Origin of the sequence: Streptomyces sp. NPDC058464, from assembly GCF_042721035.1 — a bacterium.
In the GTDB taxonomy this organism is placed as follows: domain Bacteria; phylum Actinomycetota; class Actinomycetes; order Streptomycetales; family Streptomycetaceae; genus Streptomyces.
The window spans coordinates 333245-356913 of sequence record NZ_JBHXMA010000003.1 but is presented as its reverse complement, the minus strand read 5'-3'; the positions used below and the strand labels follow the sequence as shown (position 1 = coordinate 356913).

The window sequence follows — 23669 nt, the reverse complement described above, 5'->3', positions numbered from 1 at the left end:
CAAACGGAATGTCACGGCGGGCGACGGGGCTGGCCAACGCACGGGGTGCGAGGGGAGGCGAGGAGACATGTTCAGGCCAGTGGTACGGCCTTAAACGGAACCTTCGGAACCGGCCGGAATCAGGGTTTCCGGCTTGGGACGGAGAGAGGCCGGGGACGCGGAGGGGAAGGACCGGCGGGTGCGGGAAGAATCACATCGGGGGCGCCACCGGACGAAGGGGCGCGCATCAGGGAGGGCACGCGCCGGGGCGCATGGCATCGGGGGCACATGACATCAGCGGCGGGGCGCATCACATCAGCGGCGTGAGGAACCGGCGCAGTCGTTCCTCGTACTCCTCCGGGTCGGCGTTCCACATCGCGCCGTGCGGGGCGTCCGGGACGGTGTGCAGGGCCACCCGGTCGGGGCGCCGCTCGGCGAGCCGGCGGGAGTACACCCAGGGGGCCACCGTGTCGTCCGGGCCGTGCACGATCAGGGTGGGCACGGTGAGGTGCTCCGGGTCGACGGGGTCGCCGACGTGGTCGGCGTGCAGACCGACGCGGCCCTGGGCGGCGCGCACCGCGAGCGGCAGCAGGGGCTCGGGGGTGTGCCGGGCCTGGGCGAGGGCGCGCAGGGTGGCCTCCCAGCTGAGCACCGGGGAGTCCAGGACGAGGCCGCAGACGCGTTCGCGCAGTGCCGAGTGGGCGGCGGCGCGCAGCGCCATGGTGGCGCCGGTGGACCAGCCGTGCAGGACGACCCGGCGGGCGCCGTAGCGGACGGCGTAGCGGATCGCCGCGTCCAGGTCGCGCCACTCGCTCTCGCCGAGGTGGTTCAGGCCGTCCGGGGAGCGTGGGGCGCCGAGGTCGCCGCGGTAGGCGAGGGCGAGGACCGGCAGGCGCCGGGCGTGCAGGAACGCCATGACGTTCATGGGGTGCTCGCGGGTGGTGCCGAGGCCGTGCACCGCGATCACCCAGGTGTCCCGGTGGCCGGGCACGAACCAGGCGGGCAGCGGGCCGAGTTCGCCGGGCAGGTCGACGTCGGCGTACTCCAGGCCCAGTGCGGTGCCCGGGTTGCCGATGTGGAGGTTGGCGGTGAGCCAGGCCCTGTCGCCGGTCTCGAAGGTGCCGTGGGTCACCCGCTCCAGCCGCCGTACGACGGTGTCGGCGGTGTCCGCGGCGGCCTCCAGGACGGCTCCGACGACCGCGTGCGAGCCGTCGCCGGCCAGGCCGTAGGTGCCGGGGCGCAGCGAGGCGAGGTCACGGGTGAGGGTGATGCGGCCGGCCGCGGTGCCGTGCACGGTGAGCCGGGGTTCGGTGGGCAGGGGCCGGCCGGGCGGTGCCTTCAGCGCGGCGTCACTCGCGTACCGCCCCGCGGCCACGCCGGCCGCACCGGCGGCCAGGACGGCACCGACGGCAGCGGCCGTGACTTTGACTGGGCGCACCTGTCCAGTGTCGGGTCGGAGACCGACGGCGGCCAGTGGAGCGGAAGGGGCCGTCGCGCCGGAGAAGGACGCAGAGGGACGGAGAAGGGCGGAGAAGGGTCGAGGGCGGTCCGGGCGGGCTCAGTGCCGTCGCTGCCCGTACCCCCGCAGCCGCTCGCCGACCTCCGTGATCTGTTCCGGGGACAGCAGGCTCGGGGTCAGGCCGGGCACCGAGGACGCCGTGAGCCACAGGCGGCACATCCACTCCAGCTGGGCGGTGCGGTCGTAGGCCTGGGTGAGGGTGGTGCCGTAGGTGATCGTGCCGTGGTTCTGGAGGAGGCAGCCGGAGCGGCCGGTCAGGGCGCGGAGCATGTTCTCGGCCAACTCGTCGGTGCCGTACGTCGCATACGGGGCAACCCGGACCGCGCCGCCGAGGGCCGCGGACATGTAGTGGATCGCCGGCAGCTCGGGGACGAGCGTCGAGACGGCGGTGGCGTGGACGGCGTGGGTGTGGACGACCGCTCCGGCGCCGGTGCTGCCGTAGATCGCGAGATGCATCGGCAGTTCGCTGGTCGGGACCAGGGTGCCGAGGACCTGGCGGCCGGCGAGGTCCACGCCCGTCACGTCGTCCGGGGTGAGGCTGTCGTACGGCACGCCCGACGGTGTGACCAGCACGGTGTCGCCGACGCGGACCGAGACGTTGCCGGAGGTGCCGACGACCAGCCCGTCGGACACCGTGCGGCGGGCCGTGGCGACGAGTTCGCGCCAGGCAATCGCCTCCTCCGCGCGTACATCCCGCCTTCGCGGCTCCGACACACGTTGTGCGCCGGCCCGTCCACCCCGTCCGTCACGCTCGTCCCGCTGCTGCTCAGCCATGGCCCGATCCTGTCAGGCGGTGTCCCAACCGCCCCGCACGGCAGGGCACTTTAGACCGGACGTCCCGAATCCAGTAGAGCGCAAATCATCCCAAAGCGTTCCATTTCCTGGCTTGGCCGAAGATCGCCGAGGATACGCCGATCTTCCAATAATCTCTGGACGATTTTCCGTACACGTTGCCATTCCGGGGGGAAACATGGCCCGTGACCGCATTCCGCCGTCCCGCCACCGCGTCCGCGTCCTGGCGGCGTCCGTGGCGGCGCTCGCCCTCGCAGGGACCGCGGCCGCGCTCGCCGGGGCACCGGCGTCCGCGGCGAGCCTGCCGAAGGGACACGACGTCTCCTCGCACCAGAAGAGCGTCGACTGGCCGAGCGCCAAGGCGAAGGGCGCCAGGTTCGTCTACATCAAGGCGACCGAGTCCACCACCTACCGCAACCCGTACTTCGGCCAGCAGTACAACGGCTCGCGCAAGGCGGGGATCATGCGGGGCGCGTACCACTTCGCCCTGCCGGACAAGTCGTCGGGCGCCCAGCAGGCCGCGTACTTCGTGAGCCACGGCGGCACCTGGACGGCGGACGGCTGGACCCTGCCGCCCGCGCTCGACGTCGAGTACAACCCGTACGACAAGAAGCACAGGTGCTACGGGCTGAGCCACTCCAGGATGGTCAAGTGGATCAGGTCCTTCAGCGACGAGCTGCAGCGGGAGACCGGCCGGCGGCCGGTGATCTACACGACCACCAACTGGTGGAACCTCTGCACCGGCGGCAGCAGCGCCTTCGCCGACCACCCGCTGTGGATCGCCCGCCACGGCTCGGCGGACGCCGGGACACTGCCGGCCGGATGGTCGTCCTGGACCTTCTGGCAGTACGACAACAGCGGCAGCCTGCCGGGTGACCAGAATCTCTTCAACGGGTCGGCGGGCCGGCTGAAGTCGTTCGCCATGGGCCTCTAGCCAAGGGGCGACTGGGCCGCCGGACCGGCAACGGGACGGCGGCCCCGGTCCGCCCGGCCCCCGGGCGCACTCAAGCCGATCCCATACACCGTCAAGACCGCCCTAGTTCACCTTCTGTTCATCCAGGTTGCCTACGGTCCAACAGCCAATGACCTCGAAAGATTGCCTGGGTAAATGGAAAACTTCTCGCTGATCCTCGCGATTGTGGTGGTCACCGCACTCGCGTTTGATTTCACGAACGGTTTCCACGACACCGCCAACGCGATGGCCACGACCATCTCGACCGGCGCGCTCAAGCCCAAGATCGCGGTGACCATGTCCGCCGCGCTCAACCTGGTGGGCGCCTTCCTCTCGGTGGAGGTCGCCAACACGATCTCCAAGGGTCTCGTCGACGAGAACGGCATTCGTCCCGAGGTCATCTTCGCCGCGCTCGTCGGCGCCATCCTCTGGAACCTCGTGACCTGGCTGGTGGGCCTGCCCTCCAGTTCCTCGCACGCCCTCATGGGCGGTCTGGTCGGCGCCACCGTCGCCTCCGCCGGCTTCGGCGCGGTCCACGGCGACGTGCTCGTCACCAAGGTCCTGCTCCCGGCGGTCGCCGCCCCCCTGGTCGCGGGCCTCGCGGCGACGCTCGCCACCCGCCTGTCCTACGCGATCGGCAAGAACGCCGACGACAACGCCACCCGCAAGGGCTTCCGCGCCGGCCAGATCGCCTCCGCCGGACTGGTCTCGCTCGCGCACGGCACCAACGACGCGCAGAAGACGATGGGCATCATCACCCTCGCGCTGATCGCGGGCGGCTCCATCGCGCCCGGCTCCAACCCTCCCACCTGGGTCATCCTCTCCGCCGGCCTCGCGATCGCGCTCGGCACCTACATCGGCGGCTGGCGGATCATCCGCACCATGGGCAAGGGCCTGACCGACCTTCAGCCGCAGCAGGGCTTCGCCGCCCAGACCAGCGCGGCCACCGCGATCCTGGCCTCCTCCCACCTCGGCTTCTCCCTCTCCACCACGCACGTCGTCTCCGGTTCGGTGATGGGCGCGGGCCTCGGCCGCAAGGGCGGCACGGTCCGCTGGTCCACCGCGACCCGCATGATGGTCGCCTGGGTGCTCACGCTCCCGGCCGCCGCGCTGGTCGGCGCCCTCGCCGAGTCCGTGACGGACCTAGGCGACTGGGGCACGGCGGTCGTCGCCGTCTTCCTGGTGGCCGCCAGTGCCACGATCTGGAAGCTCTCCCGCCGCGAGGTCGTGGACAGCAGCAACGTCAACGACACGGGCGCCACGGAGCCGGCCGGCGTGGTGACCACGGCGATCGCCGCCGTGACCCCGCCCCCCGCGGGCACGGTCACGGAGGACCTGACCGCCACGATCCCCTCCCCTTCCCCCTCCCCCGCCACGGCTGCCCCCGCGACCGACCCGGCCGCCACCGTCTGACCCCCGAGGAAGAAGCGACATGAACATCGACTGGGCAGCCATCGGCTCCGTCTTCGGCGTCAGCCTCGTGGCCACGGTGGGCCTGGTGGCCCTCTTCACCCTCGGCATCAAGGGCCTCTCCGCCCGCGAACGCGCCACCGCCCAGGGCAACTCCGCGGCTCTGGCCGTGACCGCCGCCTACCTCTGCTTCGCCGGCTGCACGGCCGCCGTGGCATGGGGCATCCACCTGATCGTGGCGAAGGCCTGACGCCGAAGGGCCTCACCGGCGCCGAGAAGGCTCCTCTCCGTCCGCTCGGAGAGGAGCCTTCGGCATGCCCCACGGGCCCCGCCGGGCAACCGGTGTGGGCCTTCCCACACACTCCCCTCCCAGGTCAACGGCAAGTTGACGGGTCTTCCAGGGGCGTGGTGGACTTCCGAAGCCATGTACGGCGGCAAGGGAGGAAGCCGGTGTGAATCCGGCGCGGTCCCGCCACTGTCACCGGGGTAGCAATCCCCGGGAGCCAGGAACTCCCACCGCCGGTCTCGTCGAACCAGGGCGCGGACACCCTGAGTGAGGACATATCGCCATGCGCGGCTGCCGACCGAGGTTCAGCAACCGGCCCGTCCCCGACCCCGCGGCCGGCTGAGCCGATGGGTGCCGATCGCGTCTTCGCGTACGGCGCCGCCGCCGGCCTTCTCGGTGACCTGCTGCTCGGCGACCCGCGCCGGGGGCATCCGGTCGCCGTGTTCGGGCGGGCGGCCGGGGCCGTGGAGCGGGTGCTGTGGCGGGACCACCGCGGGTGGGGCGCGCTGCACACCGCCGTGTGCGCCGGCGGCGCCGTGGCGCTGGGCGCCGTGGCCCAGCGGGCCGTACGACCGTCCACCGCCGCGTCCGTCGCGCTGACCGCGGCCGCCACCTGGGCCGTCGTCGGGGGCACTTCGCTCGCCCGCGAGGCCCGCGTCATCGGGCGTGCCCTGGAGGCGGGTGACGTCGAGGCGGCCCGTGCCCGGCTGCCGCATCTGTGCGGACGGGATCCGCAGGCCCTGGACGCCGACGGGATCGCGCGGGCGGTCGTGGAGTCCGTCGCCGAGAACACGAGCGACGCGGTCGTCGGGGCGCTGGTGTGGGGGGCGGTGGGGGGTGTGCCCGGGCTGGTGGGGTTCCGGGCCGTCAACACCCTGGACGCCATGGTCGGGCACAGGTCGGCCCGGTACCGGAGGTACGGATGGGCCTCGGCGCGGCTGGACGACGTGGCGGGCTGGCCGGGGGCGCGGCTCACCGCCGTGCTGGCCGCGGTGGCCGGGGATGACCGGCGGGGGGCCGTACGGGCCTGGCGGGCCGATGCGGCGAAGCATCCGAGTCCCAACGCCGGGCCCGTGGAGGCTTCGTTCGCCGGGGCGTTGGGGGTGCGGCTCGGGGGGACGTTGTCGTACGGCGGGCGGGTCGAGCACCGGCCGGTGCTGAACGGGGAGGGGCGGAGCGTGGAGACCGGGGACATCCAGCGGGCGGTGCGGCTGTCACGGCGGGTGGGGTGGCTGGCGTTGGGGGTGAGTGCGGCGACTGCCTTGCTGCGGGGGCGGGTCGACCGGCCACAGCCGTTGCGGGTCGACCAGGCTCAGCGGTCGCGGTCGGCCATGCAGCGCCCCGGGGGTTCCTCATGAACAACCTCAAGAACAACGGAGGCCTCCTCGTCGCCGGTACCACCTCCGACGCCGGGAAGAGCGTCGTCACCGCCGGTATCTGCCGGTGGCTGGTGCGGCAGGGGGTGAAGGTCGCGCCGTTCAAGGCGCAGAACATGTCCCTCAACTCCTTTGTCACGCGCGAAGGTGCCGAGATCGGGCGGGCGCAGGCCATGCAGGCGCAGGCCTGCCGGGTGGAGCCGACCGCGCTCATGAACCCCGTGCTGCTCAAGCCCGGTGGCGAACAGAGCAGTCAGGTCGTGCTGCTCGGCAAGCCGGTCGGTGAGCTCAGCGCACGCGGGTACCACGGTGGACGGCAGCAGCGGCTGCTCGGCACCGTGCTCGACTGTCTCGCCGAGTTGCGGGGCACGTATGACGCGGTGATCTGTGAGGGGGCGGGCAGTCCGGCGGAGATCAACCTGCGCCGGACCGACATCGTGAACATGGGGATCGCCCGGAACGCCGGGCTGCCCGTGCTCGTGGTCGGGGACATCGACCGCGGGGGCGTGTTCGCCTCCTTCTTCGGGACCGTGGCGCTGTTGTCGCCGGAGGACCAGGCCCTCGTCGCCGGGTTCCTCGTCAACAAGTTCCGGGGGGACGTGTCCCTGTTGGAGCCGGGCCTGGACATGCTGCACGGGCTCACCGGGCGGCACACCTACGGCGTCCTCCCCTTCCGGCACGGGCTCGGGATCGACGAGGAGGACGGACTGAGGGTGTCCCTGCGCGGGACCGTCCGGGAGTCGAACACGGCCCCGCCCGTCGGGGCGGACGTGCTCCGGGTCGCCGTCTGTGCGATCCCGCTGATGTCCAACTTCACGGACGTGGACGCGCTGGCCGCCGAACCGGGCGTCGTGGTGCGGTTCGTGGACCGGCCGGAGGAGCTGGCCGACGCCGATCTCGTCATCGTCCCCGGCACCCGGGGGACGGTCCGGGCCCTGGAGTGGCTGCACGAGCGGGGGCTCGCGGACGCGCTGCGGCGCCGGGCCGCCGAACAGCGGCCCGTGCTCGGCATCTGCGGTGGCTTCCAGATCCTCGGCGAGCACATCGAGGACGAGGTCGAGAGCCGGCGCGGACAGGTGGACGGGCTCGGGGTGCTGCCCGTGCGCGTCCGGTTCGCCCGGGAGAAGACGCTCACCCGGCCCGTCGGGGAGGCCCTCGGCGAGCGGGTAGAGGGGTACGAGATCCATCACGGGGTCGGTGAGGTGACCGGCGGGGAGCCCTTCCTCGACGGGTGCCGGGTCGGGCAGACCTGGGGCACGCACTGGCACGGCTCCCTGGAGTCGGACGGTTTCCGGCGGGCCTTCCTGCGCGAGGTGGCGGCCGCCGCGGGCCGCCGGTTCGTGCCGGCCCCCGACACCTCGTTCGCCGCGCTGCGCGAGGAGCAGCTCGACCGGCTCGGCGACCTGATCGAACAGCACGCGGACACGGACGCGCTCTGGCGGCTCATCGAGTCGGGCGCGCCGCAAGGACTGCCTTTCATTCCACCGGGAGCGCCCGCATGAGCACTGTGTTGTTGTTGTCGACCGCCGACACCGATCTGCTGGCGGCCCGGGCCGCCTCCGGTGCCGACTACCGGATCGGCAATCCGACGCGCGTCGACGTCACGGCGGAGCTGCCCGCGCTCCTCGCGGGCGCGGACATCGCCGTCGTACGACTGCTCGGCGGCAAGCGGGCCTGGGAGGACGGGCTCGCCGCGCTGAAGGCCGCCGGGATCCCGACCGTGCTGCTCGGCGGCGAGACGGTGCCGGACGCCGAGCTGATGGCCGAGTCGTCGGTGCCGGCGGGCGTGGTCGCCGAGGCCCTCAGGTACCTCGTCGAGGGCGGCCCCGGCAACCTCACCGAGCTGGCCCGGTTCCTCTCCGACACCGTGCTGCTGACCGGTGAGGGGTTCGTCGAGCCGCAGAAGATGCCCGAGTACGGCGTCCACGGCTCCCGTACCCGGGAGAGCGGCCGGCCGACCGTCGGGGTGCTCTTCTACCGGGCCCACGAACTGAGCGGCAACACGGGCTTCGTGGACACCCTGTGCGACGCGATCGAGGCGCGCGGCGCGAACGCCCTTCCGGTGTACTGCGGTTCGCTGCGCGGGGCGGACGCCGGGCTGTACGAGCTCCTCGCCGGGGCCGACGCACTGGTCGCGACCGTCCTGGCGGCCGGCGGCACGCACGCCTCGCAGGCCTCGGCCGGCGGCGACGAGGAGGCCTGGGACATCGGGGCGCTCGCCGACCTCGACGTGCCGGTGCTGCAGGGGCTCTGCCTGACCTCCTCCCGGCAGGCCTGGGACGACTCCGACGCCGCCCTCTCCCCCATGGACGCGGCGATGCAGGTCGCGATCCCGGAGTTCGACGGACGGCTGATCACGGTCCCGTTCTCCTTCAAGGAGCAGGGACCGGACGACGTCCCGGTGTACGTCGCCGACCCCGAGCGGGCCGGACGCGTCGCCGGGATCGCCGTACGGCACGCGCGCCTGCGGCACAAGCCGAACGCGGAGAAGAAGGTCGCGCTGGTCTTCACCGCGTACCCGACCAAGCACTCCCGGGTCGGCAACGCGGTGGGCCTCGACACGCCCGCGTCCGCGGTGGGCGTGCTGGACGCGCTGCGGAACGCCGGGTACGTGGTCGAAGGACACCCGGACAACGGCGACGAGTTGATCCACCGGCTCATCAACGCCGGCGGCCACGACGTCGAATGGCTCACCGAGGAGCAGCTGGCCGCCGCGCCCGCGCGGGTGCCGCTCGCCGACTACCGGGCCTGGTTCGAGAAGCTCGACCCGGGGCTCCGGGACGCGATGACCGAGGCGTGGGGCGAGCCGCCGGGCTCGCTGTACGTCGACGGCGACGACATCGTGCTCGCTTCCCTCCGGTTCGGGAACGTCGTGGTGATGATCCAGCCGCCGCGTGGTTTCGGCGAGAACCCGATCGCCATCTACCACGACCCGGACATGCCGCCGTCGCACCACTACATGGCCGCCTACCGGTGGCTGGAGAACAGTTTCGGCGCCGACGCGATCGTGCACATGGGCAAGCACGGCACGATGGAGTGGCTGCCCGGCAAGGGGCTCGGGCTGAGCGCCGGCTGTGCGCCGGACGCGGTCCTCGGCGAACTGCCGCTGATCTACCCGTTCATCGTCAACGACCCCGGTGAGGGCACCCAGGCAAAGCGGCGCGGGCACGCCACCGTGGTCGACCACCTGGTGCCGCCGATGGCCCGTGCCGACACCTACGGCGACCTGGCCAAGCTGGAGCAGCTGCTCGACGAGTACGCGCTGGTGTCGGACCTGGACCCGACGAAGGCGCCGGCCGTCCGCGCCCAGATCTGGACGCTGGTGAAGGCGGCCGAGCTCCACCACGACCTGCATGTGGACGAGCAGCCGGAGGACGACGACTTCGACTCGTTCGTCATGCACATCGACGGCTACCTGTGCGAGATCAAGGACGTGCAGATCCGCGACGGCCTGCACATCCTCGGCGGCGGTCCGGTCGGCGAGCCGCGGGTGAACCTGGTGCTGGCCGTGCTGCGCGCGTCCCAGGTGTGGGGCGGCCAGGCGAACGCGCTGCCGGGGCTCAGGGCCTGCTTCGCGGCCCATTTCGGGCTGGTGGAGAAGGAGTTGCTGGCCGAGCCGGGCACGCCGGTGAAGGTACCGGTCGAGCTGACGGATCTCGTCGAGGGCCCGGCGCGCACCGGCGCCGACGCGATCGACCTGCTGGAGCAGCTGTGCCGCCGGGTCGCGGAGGGCATGGAGCAGCGGGACTGGGCCGCCGCCGAGAGCCGCACGCTGGTGCGCGAGGTCCTCGGCACCGAACTCCCGGACGCCGTCGCGGTGCTGGAGTTCGCGTGCGACGAGGTCGTACCGCGCCTCGCCCGGACCACGGACGAGATCGGGCACATCCTCAAGGCCCTGGACGGCGGTTACGTCCCGGCCGGTCCGTCCGGGTCGCCGACGCGCGGCCTGGTCAACGTCCTGCCGACCGGCCGGAACTTCTACTCGGTCGACCCCAAGGCCATTCCCTCCCGGCTGAGTTGGGAGGTGGGCCAGTCGCTGGCGGACTCGCTCGTGCAGCGGTATCTGAGCGACACCGGCGAGTACCCGAAGTCCGTCGGCCTGACGGTGTGGGGCACCTCCGCGATGCGCACCCAGGGCGACGACATCGCCGAGATCCTGGCGCTGCTGGGCTGCCGCCCGGTCTGGGACGAGGCGTCCCGGCGGGTGACCGGCTTCGAGGTGATCCCGCTCGGCGAGCTGGGCCGGCCGCGCATCGACGTCACGGTCCGGATCTCCGGCTTCTTCCGGGACGCGTTCCCGCACGTGGTCGGGCTGATCGACGACGCGGTGCGCACGGTCGCCGAGCTGGCCGAGCCGGCGGAGTCCAACTACGTGCGGGCGCACGCCGACGAGGACACCGCCGGGCACGGCGACCGGCGGCGCGCGACGGCCCGGATCTTCGGGTCGAAGCCGGGGGCCTACGGCGCCGGGCTGCTGCCGCTGATCGACGCCCGCAACTGGCGCTCCGACGCCGACCTCGCCGAGGTGTACGCGGTGTGGGGCGGTTACGCGTACGGGCGCGGGCTCGACGGGCGGGCGGCGCGCGGGGACATGGAGACCGCGTTCCGGCGGATCGCCGTCGCCGCGAAGAACGTGGACACCCGCGAGCACGACCTCGTGGACGCCGACGACTACTTCCAGTACCACGGCGGCATGGTCGCCATGGTGCGCCACCTGACCGGCACCAACCCCGAGGCGTACGTGGGTGATTCGGCCACCCCCGACCAGGTGAGGACCCGGACCCTCGGCGAGGAGACGCACCGCGTCTTCCGGGCCCGGGTGGTGAACCCCCGCTGGATGGCGGCCATGCGCCGGCACGGCTACAAGGGCGCCTTCGAGATGGCGGCGACCGTCGACTACCTCTTCGGCTACGACGCCACCGCCGGGGTCGTGGACGACTGGATGTACGAGAAGCTCAGCGCGGAGTACGTCTTCGACGCGGAGAACCGGGACTTCATGAAGAAGTCCAACCCGTGGGCGCTGCGCGGGATCACCGAACGGCTCCTGGAGGCCGCCGACCGGGGCCTGTGGGCCGAGCCGGACGCGGACACCCTGGAGCGGCTGCGCGCCACCTATCTGGAGCTCGAAGGCGACCTGGAAGGCAACTCGGAGGGCGACGACCAGTGAGTACCCCGTTCCCGTTCACAGCCGTCGTCGGCCAGGACGACCTGCGGCTCGCGCTGCTGCTGAACGCCGTCTCGCCGGCGGTCGGCGGAGTGCTGGTGCGCGGCGAGAAGGGCACCGCCAAGTCCACGGCGGTACGCGCCCTCTCGGCGCTGCTGCCGGCCGTGGACGTCGTCGCCGGCTGCCGTTTCTCCTGCGACCCGGCCGCCCCGGACCCGGCCTGCCCGGACGGCCCGCACGAGCCCGGCGCCTTCGAGTCCCGCCCGTCACGGATGGTCGAACTGCCGGTCGGTGCCTCCGAGGACCGGCTCGTGGGCGCGCTGGACATCGAACGTGCCCTCGCCGAGGGCGTGAAGGCCTTCGAACCGGGCCTGCTGGCCGACGCGCACCGGGGCATCCTGTACGTCGACGAGGTCAACCTCCTCCACGACCACCTCGTCGACCTGCTGCTGGACGCGGCCGCGATGGGCGCGTCGTACGTGGAGCGCGAGGGTGTCTCGGTGCGGCACGCCGCGAAGTTCCTGCTCGTCGGCACCATGAACCCCGAAGAGGGCGAACTGCGGCCGCAGTTGCTCGACCGGTTCGGCCTGACGGTGGAGGTGGCCGCCTCCCGCGAACCCGACCAGCGGGTGGAGGTCGTACGACGGCGGCTCGCCTACGACGACGACCCGGCGGGTTTCGCGGCGCGTTGGGCCGACGAGGAGGCCGCCGTACGGCAACGGATCGTGGCGGCACGGGAGTTGCTGCCGTCGGTGCGGCTGGGCGACGGGGCGCTGCGGCAGATCGCGGCGACCTGCGCGGCGTTCGAGGTCGACGGGATGCGCGCCGACATCGTGATGGCGCGGACCGCCACCGCGCTGGCCGCGTGGGCGGGGCGGACCGAGGTGCTGGCGGAGGACGTGCGCCAGGCGGCGCTGCTCGCGCTGCCGCACCGCAGGCGCCGCAATCCCTTCGACGCGCCGGGACTCGACGAGGACAAGCTGGACCGGACGCTGGAGGAGTTCTCCGGCGCCGACGAGAACTCGGGCGAGGACTCGGGGGAAGACTCGGGGGACGACGATCCCGGTCCGGAGGATCCCGGTGGGGGCGGCGGGCAGCCGGCGCCCGACGACGGCGGCCCGCAGGGCGGGGACACGGGTGCCCGGCCCGAGGCCGGGGACGACGGCGAACCGCAGACCTCCGGCGGCGCTTCGGGCGAAAAGGCTCCGGTGCGGGCCGCGGAGCCCTTTCGCACCAAGGCGCTGAGCGTGCCGGGGATCGGTGAGGGTGCCGCCGGGCGGCGGTCCCGGGCGCGGACCGAGCACGGCCGTACGACGGGTGCGCGCCGGCCGCGGGGTGCCCTGACCAAGCTGCACCTGGCGGCGACCGTGCAGGCCGCCGCCCCGCACCAGCGGGCGCGTGGGCGGTCCGGGCCGGGGCTGGTGATCCGGCGGGACGATCTGCGGCAGGCGACCCGGGAGGGGCGTGAGGGCAACCTCGTGCTGTTCGTGGTCGACGCGTCGGGGTCGATGGCGGCCCGGCAGCGGATGGGTGCCGTGAAGGGGGCCGTGCTGTCGCTGCTGCTCGACGCGTACCAGCGGCGGGACAAGGTGGGGCTGGTGACCTTCCGGGGCTCGGCCGCCGATGTCGCGCTGCCGCCGACCTCGTCCGTGGACGCGGCGGCGGCCCGGCTGGAGTCGCTGCCGACCGGCGGTCGTACACCGCTCGCGGCCGGGCTGCTCAAGGCGCACGACGTGCTGCGGGTGGAGCGGTTGCGGGATCCGGCGCGGCGGGCGCTGGTCGTGGTCGTGACGGACGGGCGGGCCACCGGCGGTCCGGAGCCCGTCGCGCTCGCCGGCCGGGCGGCCCGGCTGTTCGCGGCCGAGGGGGTCGCCTCCGTGGTCGTGGACTGCGAGTCGGGGCCGGTACGGCTGGGTCTCGCCGGGCAGTTGGCGGGTGAGCTGAGCGGTACGGCGGTGACGCTCGACGAACTGCGGGCGGACTCGATCGCCGGGCTGGTGAAGGACGTTCAGAACGTTCAGGGTCGTTCGAGGAGGGCCGCGTAATGCCGCAGGGACAGCCGAGTGTCGTGCCCGACGACGGTCTGACGACCCGGCAGCGGCGCAACCGGCCGCTCGTCGTGGTGCACACGGGGATCGGGAAGGGCAAGTCCACCGCCGCGTTCGGGCTCGCACTGCGGGCCTGGAACCAGGGGTGGCCCATCGGGGTGTTCCAGTTCGTGAAGTCGGCGAAGTGGAAGGTCGGCGAGGAGAACGCGCTGCGGGTGCTGGGCGCCTCCGGCGAGGGCGGGTCCGTCGACTGGCACAAGATGGGCGAGGGCTGGTCCTGGGTCCAGCGCGACGCGCAGATGGACAACGAGGAGAAGGCCCGGGAGGGCTGGGAGCAGGTCAAGCGGGACCTCGCCGCCGAGACGTACCAGCTGTACGTGCTGGACGAGTTCGCGTACCCGATGCACTGGGGGTGGGTGGACACCGACGAGGTCGTCGAGGTGCTGCGGAACCGGCCCGGGACCCAGCATGTCGTGATCACCGGGCGGAACGCGCCGGAGCAGCTCGTCGACTTCGCCGACCTCGTCACCGACATGTCCAAGGTCAAGCACCCGATGGACGCGGGGCAGAAGGGGCAGAGGGGCATCGAGTGGTGATGTCCTCGTCCGTGCCCCGGCTGGTCATTGCCGCGCCCTCCTCGGGCAGCGGCAAGACCACCGTCGCCACGGGGCTGATGGCCGCGTTCGCCGCGCGGGGGCTCGCCGTGTCCCCGCACAAGGTCGGGCCGGACTACATCGACCCCGGGTACCACGCGCTCGCGACCGGGCGGGTGGGGCGGAACCTCGACGCGTACCTGTGCGGGCCGGAGCTGGTCGGTCCGCTGTTCGCGCACGGTGCGCGGGGCTGTGACCTGGCCGTCGTCGAGGGCGTGATGGGGCTGTACGACGGGGCCGTGGGGGAAGGGGAACTGGCGTCCACCGCGCAGGTCGCGAAGCTGTTGCGGGCGCCGGTGGTGCTGGTCGTGGACGCGTCGTCGCAGTCGCGGTCGGTGGCGGCGCTGGTGCACGGGTTCGCGTCGTGGGATCCGGAGGTGCGGGTCGGGGGCGTGATCCTCAACAAGGTGGGGTCGGACCGGCACGAGGAGTTGCTGCGGGAGGCGCTGGAGGCTGCCGGGGTACCGGTGTTCGGGGTGCTGCGGCGGGTGGCCCAGGTGGATACGCCGTCGCGGCATCTGGGGTTGGTGCCGGTGGCGGAGCGGCGGGGGGCGGCGGTTGCGGCGGTGGCTGCGATGGCCGCGCAGGTCTCCGACGGGTGCGATCTGGAAGCGCTGATGGGGCTGGCGCGGGGGGCGGGGGCGGTGCCGGGTGCGGCGTGGGATGCGGCTGAGGCGCTGGCTTCCTCGCCCCCGCCGCCCCTACCCGTCCCGTCACCAGGGGCTGCCGCCCCTTCGACCCCGCCTTCGGGGGCTGCCGCCCCCGGACCCCCGCTTCGGCCTGAAGGGCCTCGTCCTCAAACGCCGGACGGGCTGAGAGTGGGGGTGCGGACCGGCCTTCGTCCGCAGGCGTCCGGCAGGCCGGTTGTCGCGGTTGCCGGTGGGGCCGCGTTCACCTTCTCCTACGCCGAGCATGCCGAGTTGCTTGCCGCTGCCGGGGCCGAAGTTGTCGTGTTCGATCCGCTTCGGGACGAGCGACTGCCCGACGGGACGTGCGGGTTGGTCATCGGGGGTGGGTTTCCCGAGGTGTACGGGGGTGAGTTGGCGGCAAATGAGGCGCTGCGGAAGGACGTCGCCGCCCTCGCGGAGCGCGGTGCTCCCGTCGCCGCCGAGTGTGCCGGGCTGCTGTATCTGGGCCGGGAGCTGGACGGGCTGCCCATGTGCGGGGTGCTCGATGTGCACGCGCGGATGTCGGAGCGGCTCACTCTCGGCTATCGGGACGCCGTCGCCGTGAGCGACAGTGTGCTGGCCGTCGCCGGGACGCGGATGCGCGGGCACGAGTTCCACCGGACGGTGGTGGAGCCGGCGGCGGGGGCGGCTCCCGCGTGGGGTGTGCGTACGCCCCGGCCGCGTGTCGAAGGTTTTGTACAGCGGGGTGTGCACGCCAGTTATCTGCACACGCACTGGGCGTCCGAGCCCGGTGTGGCCCGAAGGTTCGTGGAGAGGTGCCGGACGTCATGAGCAGCAGCAGGTTGATCGGAGTCGGTGTCGGGCCCGGCGATCCCGAACTGGTGACCGTCAAGGGGGTCAACGCCCTGCGCGCGGCCGCTGTCGTCGTGGTGCCTGTCATGGCTGCACCTGATGGAAACGATGGCGGTGAGCGGGGGCGGGCCGAGGCCACCGTGCTGCACTACGTCGGCGCGGAGAAGGTCGTACGGGTCGTCTTCGCGCTGAACGAGCGCAGTGACCGGGAGCGGCGGGAGGCCGCCTGGGACGCGGCGGGGGCCAGGGTGGCCGAGCTGCTGCGCGGGCACGGGACGGTCGCCTTTGCCACCATCGGGGATCCGAATGTCTATTCGACGTTCACGTATCTCGCACAGACCATCGCCGAGCTGGTGCCGGACGTGGTCGTGGAGACCGTGCCCGGGATCACCGCCATGCAGGACCTCGCCGCCCGGTCCGGGGCCGTGCTCACCGAGGGGACCGAGCCGCTGACGCTGGTGCCGGTGACGGCGGGCGCCGAGGTGCTCAAGGACGCGCTGGGCGGGCCGGGGACGGTCGTGGCGTACAAGTTCGGGCGGCAGGCCGGCGCGGTCCTGGCAGCGCTGCGGGAGACCGGGCGGATCGAGGATGCCGTGTGGGGGTCGGCGCTGGGGCTGGCGGAGGAGTCCGTCCGGCCCGCCGCCGAGCTGGACGGCTCCCCGCTGCCGTACCTCTCCACGCTCATCGCGCCCCCGCGCCGGGACGGTGGCAGAGGCGGGAAGCTGTGAGCGGGCCTGCGTCAGCTGGAGATGCCCACCACCAGCCAGATGAAGGCCGCGCCGGCGACCGTGCACAGCAGCGTCGAGCGGGCCGGGTGCTCGTGGTGGGCCTCGGGCAGGATCTCGGCGGCGGCCAGGTAGAGCAGGACGCCGCCGAAGAGGCCGAGATAGCCGCCGAGCAGGGCTTCCGGGATGGTGAAGAAGACCGTGGAGAGCGCGCCGAGGACCGGTGCGCAGGCGTCGGCGACGAGCATCGCTATCGCCCGGCGCCGCGCGTTGCCGTACAGGCTCGTGATCGTGAACGTGTTGAAGCCGTCCGCGAAGTCGTGCGCGATGACCGCGACCGCGACCGCCGCGCCCATGCCGCCGCCCACCTGGAAGGCCGCGCCGATCGCCACGCCGTCCATCGCGCTGTGGCCGACCATCGCCCCGGCCGCCGTCAGGCCCACCTCGGGTGCCCGGTGACCGTGCTCGTCGGCGCCGTGCGCGGCCTGGCGGAGGGCCAGGGTGCGTTCCACCAGATGGGCCAGCAGGAATCCGGCCACGAAGAGGAGCAGGGCGGCCGGTACGCCGAAGACCTCGCGGCCGGCCGCGCGCAGCGCCTCCGGCAGCAGGTCGAGGCCGACCACCCCGAGCATCAGACCGCCGGCCAGGCCCAGGACCAGGTGGCGACGGTCGGTCACGCGCTGTGCCGTCCAGCCGCCGGCCAGCGTCATCAGGAACGCGCCGAGCGCGACGAAGACCGCCATGTGCCCTTGCTATCCGATCGACCCGCCTCAGCGCACATCCAGCAGCACCCGTAGCACCCTTTGTCCAGAGAGGACCGAATTTCCATGGCCGATGCCGCCGCCGCAGCAGGCGCTCCCGCCGGCAAGGTGACCTTCGTCGGTGCCGGCCCCGGCGCCGCCGATCTGCTGACGTTCCGGGCCGCGCGCGCGATCGCCGAGGCCGACGTCGTGATCTGGGCCGCGAGCCTGGTGCAGGCGGAGGTCCTCCAGCACGCCCGCGAGGACGCGGAGGTCCTTGATTCCGCGACGATGTCCCTCGAGGACGTCGTCGCCGTGTACGAGCGGGCGCGCGCGGAGGGGCTGCGGGTCGCCCGGATCCACTCCGGGGACCCGGCGCTCTGGGGCGGTACGCAGGAGCAGGTCGACCGGTGTGCCGGGATCGGCATCGAGGTCGAGATCGTGCCGGGCGTGTCCTCCTTCTCCGCCGTGGCCGCGCTCGCGCAGCGCGAGCTGACCATTCCCGAGGTGGCGCAGTCCGTCGTCCTCACCCGGCTCGGCGGCGGCAAGACACCGATGCCGCCCGGGGAGGAGGTGCGGGAGTTCGCCCGGCACGGGACCACCATGGCGATCTTCCTCTCCGCCGCGCGCAGCGGGCAGCTGGTGCGGGAGCTGCTGGAGGGCGGCTACCCGACCTCCACCCCGGTCGTCGTCGCCTATCAGGCGACCTGGCCGGAGGAGCTGGTCGTGCAGTGCACGATCGAGACGCTGGAGGAGACGGTCAAGGAGCACAGGCTCTGGAAGCACACCCTCTTCCTGGTCGGCCCGGCCCTGGCCGCCCACGGCACCCGCTCGCACCTCTACCACCCCGGCCACTTCCACGGCTTCCGCAAGGCCGACCCCGAGGCCCGGCGGGCGCTGCGCGAGCGGGGGGCCAGTACATGATCACGGTGGTCGGCACGGGGACGGGCGCGCCGCTGCCCCCCGGCGTACTGGCCGGCGCCCGGCTGGTCGTCGGCGGGCGCCGGCACCTGGACGCCGTGCGGCTGCCCGAGGGGGTCGAGCGGATCGTCCTCGGGCCGCTGGCGCCCGCCCTCGACACCATCGAGGAGTACCTCGGCAAGGACCTGCCCGTGACCGTGCTGGCCTCGGGGGATCCCGGGTTCTTCGGCATCGTGCGGGTACTGGCCGAGCGGTTCGGCGCGGACCGGCTGGACGTGCGGGCCGGGGTGTCGTCCGTCGCCGCCGCCTTCGCGCGGGTCGGCCTGCCCTGGGACGACGCGGTGGTCGTCAGCGCGCACGGACGGGAGCCGCGGACGGCGGTCAACGTGTGCCGGGCGCATCCGAAGGTGGCGGTCCTGACGGGGCCGGGGGCCGGGCCCGCCGAACTCGGCGCGGCGGTCCCCGCGGACCGGCTGCTCGTCGTGGCGAGCGCGCTCGGTGATCCGGAACGGGAGCGGGTGGAGCGGGTCACCCCGGCCGAGGCCGCCGCGCGCGACTGGGGTACGGCCGTGAGTGTCGTCCTCTGCCTCGACGAGTCGCGGGCGCTCGGTGCCGTGCGGACGGTGGCGGGCGGCCGGGCGGAACCCGCCGGGTGGGCGCTCGGCGAGGACGCGTTCGCGCACCGTGACTCGATGATCACCAAGTTCGAGGTACGGGCGCTGGCCCTGGCCCGGCTCGGGCCCCGGCTGGGCGACCTGGTCTGGGACGTCGGCGCGGGGTCCGGGTCGGTGGCCGTGGAGTGCGCGCGCCTGGGCGCCGCCGTCGTCGCCGTGGAGAAGGCGGCGGACGGGGTGGAGCGGATCGCCGCGAACGCGCGGGCGCACGGCGTGTACGTGGATGTGGTGTGTGACATAGCACCTGCTGCCCTGACCGGACTCCCCGATCCCGACGCCGTGTTCATCGGCGGGGGCGGGGCCGAGCTCCCCGCCGTCGTGACGGCCTGCGCGGCCCGCGCCCGGCGGACGGTGGTGGTCGCGATGGCCGCCCTGGACCGGGTGCCGGCGGCGCGGGCGGCGCTCACCGGTGCCGGGTTCTCCTGCGACGGGGTGCTGCTGCAGTCCTCCCGTCTCGCGCCGCTGCCGGGCGAGGTGACCCGGCTGGCGGCGACCAATCCCGTGTTTCTGCTGTGGGGGTCCAGGATCCCCGTTTCCGACCACGGACCCGAAGAAGGATCCGAAGAAGGAGTTGCTCTGTGATCGGCCTGATTTCCGCCACCGCGGCGGGGGCGGCGGCGCGCGACCGGCTGGCCGCGGCGTGGCCGGACCGCACGCGCGTGTACGACGGCCCCGTCAAGGACGCCGTACGGTCCGCGTTCGCGGAGTGCGAGCAGCTGGTGTGTTTCCTGGCCACGGGTGCGGTGGTACGGCTGATCGCCCCGCTGCTGGGCGAGAAGGCGACCGACCCGGGTGTGGTGTGCGTCGACGAGGGCGGGCGGTTCGCCGTGTCGCTGGTCGGCGGGCACGGCGGCGGTGCGAACGAACTCGCCGGGGAGGTCGGTGAGTTGCTGGCCGCGCAGCCGGTGGTGACCACCGCCACCGACTCGGTCGGGCTGCTCGGGCTCGACGCCCTCGGACTTCCGGTCGAGGGCTCGGTGGCGGCCGTGTCGCGGGCCCTGCTGGACGGCGAACCGGTGGCCCTGCGCGCCGAGTTGGGATGGCCGCTGCCCCCGCTGCCGCTGGCGGAGGAGGGCGCCCACTCCGTCCGGCTGACCGACCGCGCGGTCGAACCCGCCGAGAACGAGGTGCTGTTGCGGCCGCCGTCCCTGGTCGTCGGCGTCGGTGCTTCCAGGGGCGCCCCCGTCGAGGAGGTGCTCACGCTCGTCGACACCGCCCTGCGGGAGGCGGGGCTGTCGCCTCGCAGCATCGCCGAACTCGCCACCGTCGACGCCAAGGCCGAGGAGCCCGGGATCGTCGTGGCGGCCGCGCGGCTCGGGGTCCCGCTGGTGACGTACTCCGCCGAGGAGCTGGCCGGGGTCCGGGTCCCCAACCCCTCGGACGCTCCCCTCGCCGCCGTCGGCACCCCGTCCGTCGCCGAGGCCGCCGCGCTGGTGCGGGGCGGCGAACTCCTCGTCCCCAAGCGGAAGTCGGAGCGGGAGGACGGCCGGCCCGCGATGGCGACCTGTGCCGTCGTACGGCGTCCCGCGCGGGGGCGGCTCGCGGTGGTCGGGCTCGGCCCGGGTGCCCGGGACCTGCTCACCCCGCGTGCCAGGGCCGAACTCCGCCGTGCCGCCGTACTCGTCGGCCTCGACCAGTACGTCGACCAGATCCGTGACCTGCTGCGGCCCGGCACCCGGATCCTGGAGTCGGGGCTCGGCGCCGAGGAGGAGCGGGCGCGTACCGCGGTCGCCGAGGCGCGCGCCGGGCATGCCGTCGCGCTGATCGGCAGCGGGGACGCCGGCGTGTACGCGATGGCCTCCCCCGCGCTCGCCGAGGCCTCCGACGACATCGACGTGATCGGCGTGCCGGGGGTCACCGCGGCGCTCGCGGCCGGGGCGATCCTGGGCGCGCCGCTGGGCCACGACCATGTCTCGATCAGCCTGTCCGACCTGCACACGCCGTGGGAGGTCATCGAGCGCCGGGTGCGCGCGGCGGCCGAGGCGGACATCGTCGTGACGTTCTACAACCCGCGTTCCCGGGGCCGCGACTGGCAGCTGCCCAAGGCGCTCTCGATCCTCGCCGGGCACCGCGAGCCGGCCACGCCCGTCGGTGTCGTACGCAACGCCTCGCGCCCCGACGAGTCGAGCCGGCTGACCACCCTGGGCGCGCTGGACCCGGCCTGGGTGGACATGATGACCGTCGTGACCGTGGGCAACACGGCGACCCGGAACATCGCCGGGCGCATGGTCACCCCGCGCGGCTACCGCTGGCAGGAGAGCGCTCCGGAGGAGGCCAGGTGAACCGGATCGTCCATCCCATCGAGCAGGAGTCCTACCGGCGGCTGCGCGCCCGCCTGGACACCTCGCACTTCCCGCCGCTCACCCGGGCGGTCGTGGAGCGGGTCATCCACTCCGCGGCCGACCTGGAGTACGCGGCCGACCTGGTGACCGACGAGGGCGACCTGGTGAAGGCCCATGCGGCGCTGCACGCCGGGGCGCCGGTCGTCGTGGACGTCGAGATGGTCGGCGCCGGGATCACCCGCCGGGAGACCGTGTGCCGGCTGAAGGACGCCGAGGCCGGGCCGGGCCTGACCCGTTCGGCACACGCGATCCGGCTCGCCTACGAGCAGGTCGGGCCCGGCGCCCTGTGGGTGATCGGCAACGCGCCGACCGCCCTGGAGGAGTTGCTGACCCTGGACGCCTCCCCCGTGCTCGTCATCGGTCTGCCCGTCGGCTTCGTCGGCGCCGTCGAGTCCAAGGCCGCGTTGCGCGAGAGCGGGCTGCCCGCCGTCAGCAACGTGTCCGAGAAGGGCGGCTCGGCGGTCGCCGCCGCCGCGCTCAACGCCCTGCTGTACCACCCCACTTCCGAGGAGATGCTGTGACCACCCCGCCCGCCCTGCTCATCGCCGGCCACGGAACCCGGGACGAAGCCGGGGCCGAGGCGTTCCGCGACTTCGTACGGGAGCTGGGGCGCCGCCACCCCGAACTGCCCGTCGCGGGCGGTTTCATCGAGCTGTCCCCGCCGCCGCTCGGCGATGCCGTCGCCGAGCTGGTGGAGCAGGGGGTACGGCGTTTCGCCGCCGTGCCGCTGATGCTGGTCTCCGCCGGGCACGCCAAGGGCGACATCCCGGCCGCGCTGGCCCGGGAGAAGGAGCGGCACCCGGGGATCTCGTACACCTACGGCCGTCCGCTCGGTCCGCACCCTGCGCTGCTGTCGGTCCTCGAACGGCGCCTGGACGAGGCGCTGGACGGTTCCTCGCGGGCCGCGCAGGACCGCGCGGACGTGACCGTGCTGCTGGTGGGCCGTGGTTCGACGGACCCCGACGCCAACGCCGAGGTGCACAAGGCGGCCCGGCTGCTCTGGGAGGGACGCGGGTACGCCGGCGTGGAGACGGCGTTCGTGTCGCTGGCGGCGCCGGACGTGCCGAGCGGGCTCGACCGGTGTCTGAAACTGGGGGCGCGCCGGATCGTCGTCCTGCCGTACTTTCTCTTCACCGGGATCCTGCCGGACCGGGTGCGGCAGCAGACCGAGGGCTGGGCGGCCGCGCACCCGGAGATCGAGGTGCGTTCGGCGGACGTCGTCGGGCCCGAGCCGGAACTGCTCGACCTGGTGATGGAGCGGTACCGGGAGGCGGTCGAGGGTGATCTGCGGATGAACTGCGACTCGTGCGTCTACCGGATCGCGCTGCCCGGCTTCGAGGACAAGGTCGGGCTGCCGCAGCAGCCGCACTTCCACCCGGACGACGACGGACACCACCACGGACACGGACACCACCACCATGGCGGGCACGCGCATGCACACTGAGGACGGTTCCGGCGGCCCCGGAGGCGACAGAGGCTCCGGCGGCCCCGAGGGGACCGGAGGCTCCGGAGGCGGGCACGATCTGCGCCACCACGGGGACGCCGAGGTCCGGGACGGCGGTCCGGCGCTCGTCGACCTCGCGGTCAACGTGCGCACCGGCACTCCCCCGGTCTGGCTGCGGGAGCGGATCGCCGAGTCGCTGGGCGGGCTCGCGGCCTACCCGGACGGGCGGGCGGCGCGGGCGGCGGTCGCGGCGCGGCACGGGCTGCCGGTGGAGCGGGTGCTGCTGACGGCGGGCGCCGCCGAGGCGTTCGTCCTGCTGGCGCGGGCGCTGAAGGTGCGTCAGCCGGTGGTGGTGCACCCGCAGTTCACCGAGCCGGAGGCGGCGCTGCGGGACGCCGGGCACACCGTGGACCGGGTGCTGCTGCGGGAGGCGGACGGGTTCCGGCTGGATCCGGCGGCCGTCCCCGAGGACGCCGACCTGGTCGTGATCGGCAATCCGACCAACCCGACGTCGGTGCTGCATCCGGCGGAGGCGATCGCCCGGCTCGCGCGTCCCGGGCGGACGTTGGTGGTCGACGAGGCGTTCATGGACGCGGTGCCGGGCGAGCGGGAGGCGCTGGCCGGGCGTACCGACGTGCCGGGTCTGGTGGTGCTGCGCAGCCTCACGAAGACGTGGGGGCTGGCCGGGCTGCGGATCGGGTACGTGCTGGCCGCGCCGGAGATCATCGCCGAGCTGGAGCGGGCGCAGCCGTTGTGGCCGGTGTCCACGCCGGCGCTGGCGGCGGCCGAGGCGTGTGTGGCGCCGCGCGCGCTGGCGGAGGCGGCGCATGCGGCGCACCGCGTCGCCGCCGACCGGGCCCATCTGGTGGCGGGGCTCGAGGAGTTCGCGCCGGAGGGGGTGCGGGTCGCGGGGCCCGCGGAGGGGCCGTTCGTGCTCGTCCGGATGGCGGATGCGGCGGCGGTCCGCCGGCAGCTGCGGGTGCTGGGGTACGCCGTGCGGCGGGGGGACACGTTTCCGGGGCTGGACGAGGAGTGGGTGCGGATCGCGGTGCGGGACCGGGTGACGGTGAACCGGTTCCTGCAGGCGCTGGATCAGGCGTTGATGTTGATACGGGTGTGAGTGGGGAACTGCGCGCCGTGGCCGACCGGCGGGTGCGTCGTGG

Annotated in this window: 19 protein-coding genes and 1 riboswitch; of the genes, 16 read left to right on the top strand and 3 right to left on the bottom strand. The window is 73.5% G+C overall.

Annotated features, from left to right (window positions below; translation table 11 throughout):
* Positions 1 to 289 precede the first annotated feature (289 nt).
* Both ACFWPQ_RS06705 and ACFWPQ_RS06700 read right to left on the bottom strand, forming a co-directional pair.
* Positions 290 to 1417, bottom strand: coding sequence for an alpha/beta hydrolase (locus tag ACFWPQ_RS06705; protein ID WP_384030621.1), 1128 nt, complete (start codon positions 1415 to 1417; stop codon positions 290 to 292).
* A 120-nt stretch (positions 1418 to 1537) separates the two neighbouring features.
* A complete protein-coding gene (locus ACFWPQ_RS06700; RefSeq protein WP_384030619.1) occupies positions 1538 to 2272 on the bottom strand; it encodes a class II aldolase/adducin family protein in 735 nt (244 codons plus the stop codon).
* Positions 2273 to 2468: 196 nt separating this feature from the next.
* On the opposite strand from ACFWPQ_RS06700, the gene ACFWPQ_RS06695 reads away from it, so the two are divergent.
* From ACFWPQ_RS06695 to cobI, 10 genes are all read left to right on the top strand, one after another.
* On the top strand, positions 2469 to 3224 hold the full coding sequence (locus tag ACFWPQ_RS06695; protein WP_384030617.1) for a lysozyme: 756 nt from the start codon (positions 2469 to 2471) through the stop codon (positions 3222 to 3224).
* Positions 3225 to 3398: 174 nt separating this feature from the next.
* Positions 3399 to 4655 (top strand): anion permease, encoded by a 1257-nt coding sequence (locus ACFWPQ_RS06690; protein WP_384030615.1) that lies wholly within the window; start codon positions 3399 to 3401, stop codon positions 4653 to 4655.
* A 19-nt stretch (positions 4656 to 4674) separates the two neighbouring features.
* A complete protein-coding gene (locus ACFWPQ_RS06685; RefSeq protein ID WP_384030613.1) occupies positions 4675 to 4902 on the top strand; it encodes a hypothetical protein in 228 nt (75 codons plus the stop codon).
* Between the two features lie 142 nt (positions 4903 to 5044).
* Positions 5045 to 5185: riboswitch (cobalamin riboswitch) on the top strand.
* Between the two features lie 100 nt (positions 5186 to 5285).
* Positions 5286 to 6296 (top strand): cobalamin biosynthesis protein, encoded by a 1011-nt coding sequence (locus ACFWPQ_RS06680; protein WP_384030611.1) that lies wholly within the window; start codon positions 5286 to 5288, stop codon positions 6294 to 6296.
* Entirely contained in the window at positions 6293 to 7816 is a 1524-nt protein-coding gene (locus ACFWPQ_RS06675; RefSeq protein WP_384030609.1) for a cobyric acid synthase, read from the top strand. The genes ACFWPQ_RS06680 and ACFWPQ_RS06675 overlap by 4 nt, the downstream gene beginning before the upstream one ends.
* Positions 7813 to 11481, top strand: a complete 3669-nt coding sequence (cobN, locus tag ACFWPQ_RS06670) for a cobaltochelatase subunit CobN (RefSeq protein WP_384030607.1) — start codon at positions 7813 to 7815, stop codon at positions 11479 to 11481. The genes ACFWPQ_RS06675 and cobN overlap by 4 nt, the downstream gene beginning before the upstream one ends.
* On the top strand, positions 11478 to 13523 hold the full coding sequence (locus tag ACFWPQ_RS06665; RefSeq protein ID WP_384030605.1) for a putative cobaltochelatase: 2046 nt from the start codon (positions 11478 to 11480) through the stop codon (positions 13521 to 13523). Before cobN ends, ACFWPQ_RS06665 begins: the two co-directional genes overlap by 4 nt.
* The gene (cobO, locus tag ACFWPQ_RS06660; protein WP_217544094.1) at positions 13523 to 14122 is read left to right on the top strand and encodes a cob(I)yrinic acid a,c-diamide adenosyltransferase; all 600 of its coding nucleotides are present in this window, start codon (positions 13523 to 13525) and stop codon (positions 14120 to 14122) included. The genes ACFWPQ_RS06665 and cobO overlap by 1 nt, the downstream gene beginning before the upstream one ends.
* Positions 14122 to 15639 (top strand): cobyrinate a,c-diamide synthase, encoded by a 1518-nt coding sequence (locus tag ACFWPQ_RS06655; RefSeq protein WP_384030603.1) that lies wholly within the window; start codon positions 14122 to 14124, stop codon positions 15637 to 15639. The genes cobO and ACFWPQ_RS06655 overlap by 1 nt, the downstream gene beginning before the upstream one ends.
* Positions 15624 to 16388, top strand: coding sequence for a precorrin-2 C(20)-methyltransferase (gene cobI, locus ACFWPQ_RS06650; RefSeq protein ID WP_384030601.1), 765 nt, complete (start codon positions 15624 to 15626; stop codon positions 16386 to 16388). Before ACFWPQ_RS06655 ends, cobI begins: the two co-directional genes overlap by 16 nt.
* Before the next feature lie 11 nt (positions 16389 to 16399).
* On the opposite strand, the gene ACFWPQ_RS06645 is transcribed toward cobI, so the two are convergent.
* Entirely contained in the window at positions 16400 to 17128 is a 729-nt protein-coding gene (locus ACFWPQ_RS06645; RefSeq protein WP_384030599.1) for a ZIP family metal transporter, read from the bottom strand.
* A gap of 84 nt (positions 17129 to 17212) precedes the next feature.
* Between ACFWPQ_RS06645 and cobM the strand changes: the two genes are divergently transcribed.
* The 6 genes from cobM to cobC are packed head-to-tail and all read left to right on the top strand — an operon-like array spanning position 17213 to position 23626.
* Positions 17213 to 18049 carry a precorrin-4 C(11)-methyltransferase gene (gene cobM / locus ACFWPQ_RS06640; RefSeq protein ID WP_384030597.1) on the top strand — a complete coding sequence of 279 codons (837 nt, stop codon included), beginning with the start codon at positions 17213 to 17215 and terminating at the stop codon, positions 18047 to 18049.
* Entirely contained in the window at positions 18046 to 19302 is a 1257-nt protein-coding gene (gene cbiE / locus ACFWPQ_RS06635) for a precorrin-6y C5,15-methyltransferase (decarboxylating) subunit CbiE (protein WP_384030595.1), read from the top strand. Before cobM ends, cbiE begins: the two co-directional genes overlap by 4 nt.
* Positions 19299 to 21002 carry a precorrin-3B C(17)-methyltransferase gene (gene cobJ, locus ACFWPQ_RS06630; RefSeq protein ID WP_384030593.1) on the top strand — a complete coding sequence of 568 codons (1704 nt, stop codon included), beginning with the start codon at positions 19299 to 19301 and terminating at the stop codon, positions 21000 to 21002. The genes cbiE and cobJ overlap by 4 nt, the downstream gene beginning before the upstream one ends.
* Entirely contained in the window at positions 20999 to 21583 is a 585-nt protein-coding gene (locus tag ACFWPQ_RS06625) for a precorrin-8X methylmutase (RefSeq protein WP_384030591.1), read from the top strand. The genes cobJ and ACFWPQ_RS06625 overlap by 4 nt, the downstream gene beginning before the upstream one ends.
* On the top strand, positions 21580 to 22506 hold the full coding sequence (locus ACFWPQ_RS06620) for a sirohydrochlorin chelatase (RefSeq protein WP_384030589.1): 927 nt from the start codon (positions 21580 to 21582) through the stop codon (positions 22504 to 22506). The genes ACFWPQ_RS06625 and ACFWPQ_RS06620 overlap by 4 nt, the downstream gene beginning before the upstream one ends.
* The gene (gene cobC / locus ACFWPQ_RS06615) at positions 22496 to 23626 is read left to right on the top strand and encodes an Rv2231c family pyridoxal phosphate-dependent protein CobC (protein WP_384030587.1); all 1131 of its coding nucleotides are present in this window, start codon (positions 22496 to 22498) and stop codon (positions 23624 to 23626) included. Before ACFWPQ_RS06620 ends, cobC begins: the two co-directional genes overlap by 11 nt.
* The last annotated feature ends 43 nt before the right edge of the window (positions 23627 to 23669 follow it).

Bases quoted from the DNA above. Each gene is read 5' to 3' on its own strand.
- ACFWPQ_RS06700 (WP_384030619.1), bottom strand. From the start codon at position 2,272: ATGGCTGAGCAGCAGCGGGACGAGCGTGACGGACGGGGTGGACGGGCC.
- ACFWPQ_RS06695 (WP_384030617.1), top strand. From the start codon at position 2,469: ATGGCCCGTGACCGCATTCCGCCGTCCCGCCACCGCGTCCGCGTCCTG.
- ACFWPQ_RS06690 (WP_384030615.1), top strand. From the start codon at position 3,399: ATGGAAAACTTCTCGCTGATCCTCGCGATTGTGGTGGTCACCGCACTC.
- ACFWPQ_RS06685 (WP_384030613.1), top strand. From the start codon at position 4,675: ATGAACATCGACTGGGCAGCCATCGGCTCCGTCTTCGGCGTCAGCCTC.
- ACFWPQ_RS06680 (WP_384030611.1), top strand. From the start codon at position 5,286: ATGGGTGCCGATCGCGTCTTCGCGTACGGCGCCGCCGCCGGCCTTCTC.
- ACFWPQ_RS06675 (WP_384030609.1), top strand. From the start codon at position 6,293: ATGAACAACCTCAAGAACAACGGAGGCCTCCTCGTCGCCGGTACCACC.
- cobN (WP_384030607.1), top strand. From the start codon at position 7,813: ATGAGCACTGTGTTGTTGTTGTCGACCGCCGACACCGATCTGCTGGCG.
- cobO (WP_217544094.1), top strand. From the start codon at position 13,523: ATGCCGCAGGGACAGCCGAGTGTCGTGCCCGACGACGGTCTGACGACC.
- ACFWPQ_RS06655 (WP_384030603.1), top strand. From the start codon at position 14,122: ATGTCCTCGTCCGTGCCCCGGCTGGTCATTGCCGCGCCCTCCTCGGGC.
- ACFWPQ_RS06645 (WP_384030599.1), bottom strand. From the start codon at position 17,128: ATGGCGGTCTTCGTCGCGCTCGGCGCGTTCCTGATGACGCTGGCCGGC.
- cobM (WP_384030597.1), top strand. From the start codon at position 17,213: ATGGCCGATGCCGCCGCCGCAGCAGGCGCTCCCGCCGGCAAGGTGACC.
- cbiE (WP_384030595.1), top strand. From the start codon at position 18,046: ATGATCACGGTGGTCGGCACGGGGACGGGCGCGCCGCTGCCCCCCGGC.
- cobC (WP_384030587.1), top strand. From the start codon at position 22,496: ATGCACACTGAGGACGGTTCCGGCGGCCCCGGAGGCGACAGAGGCTCC.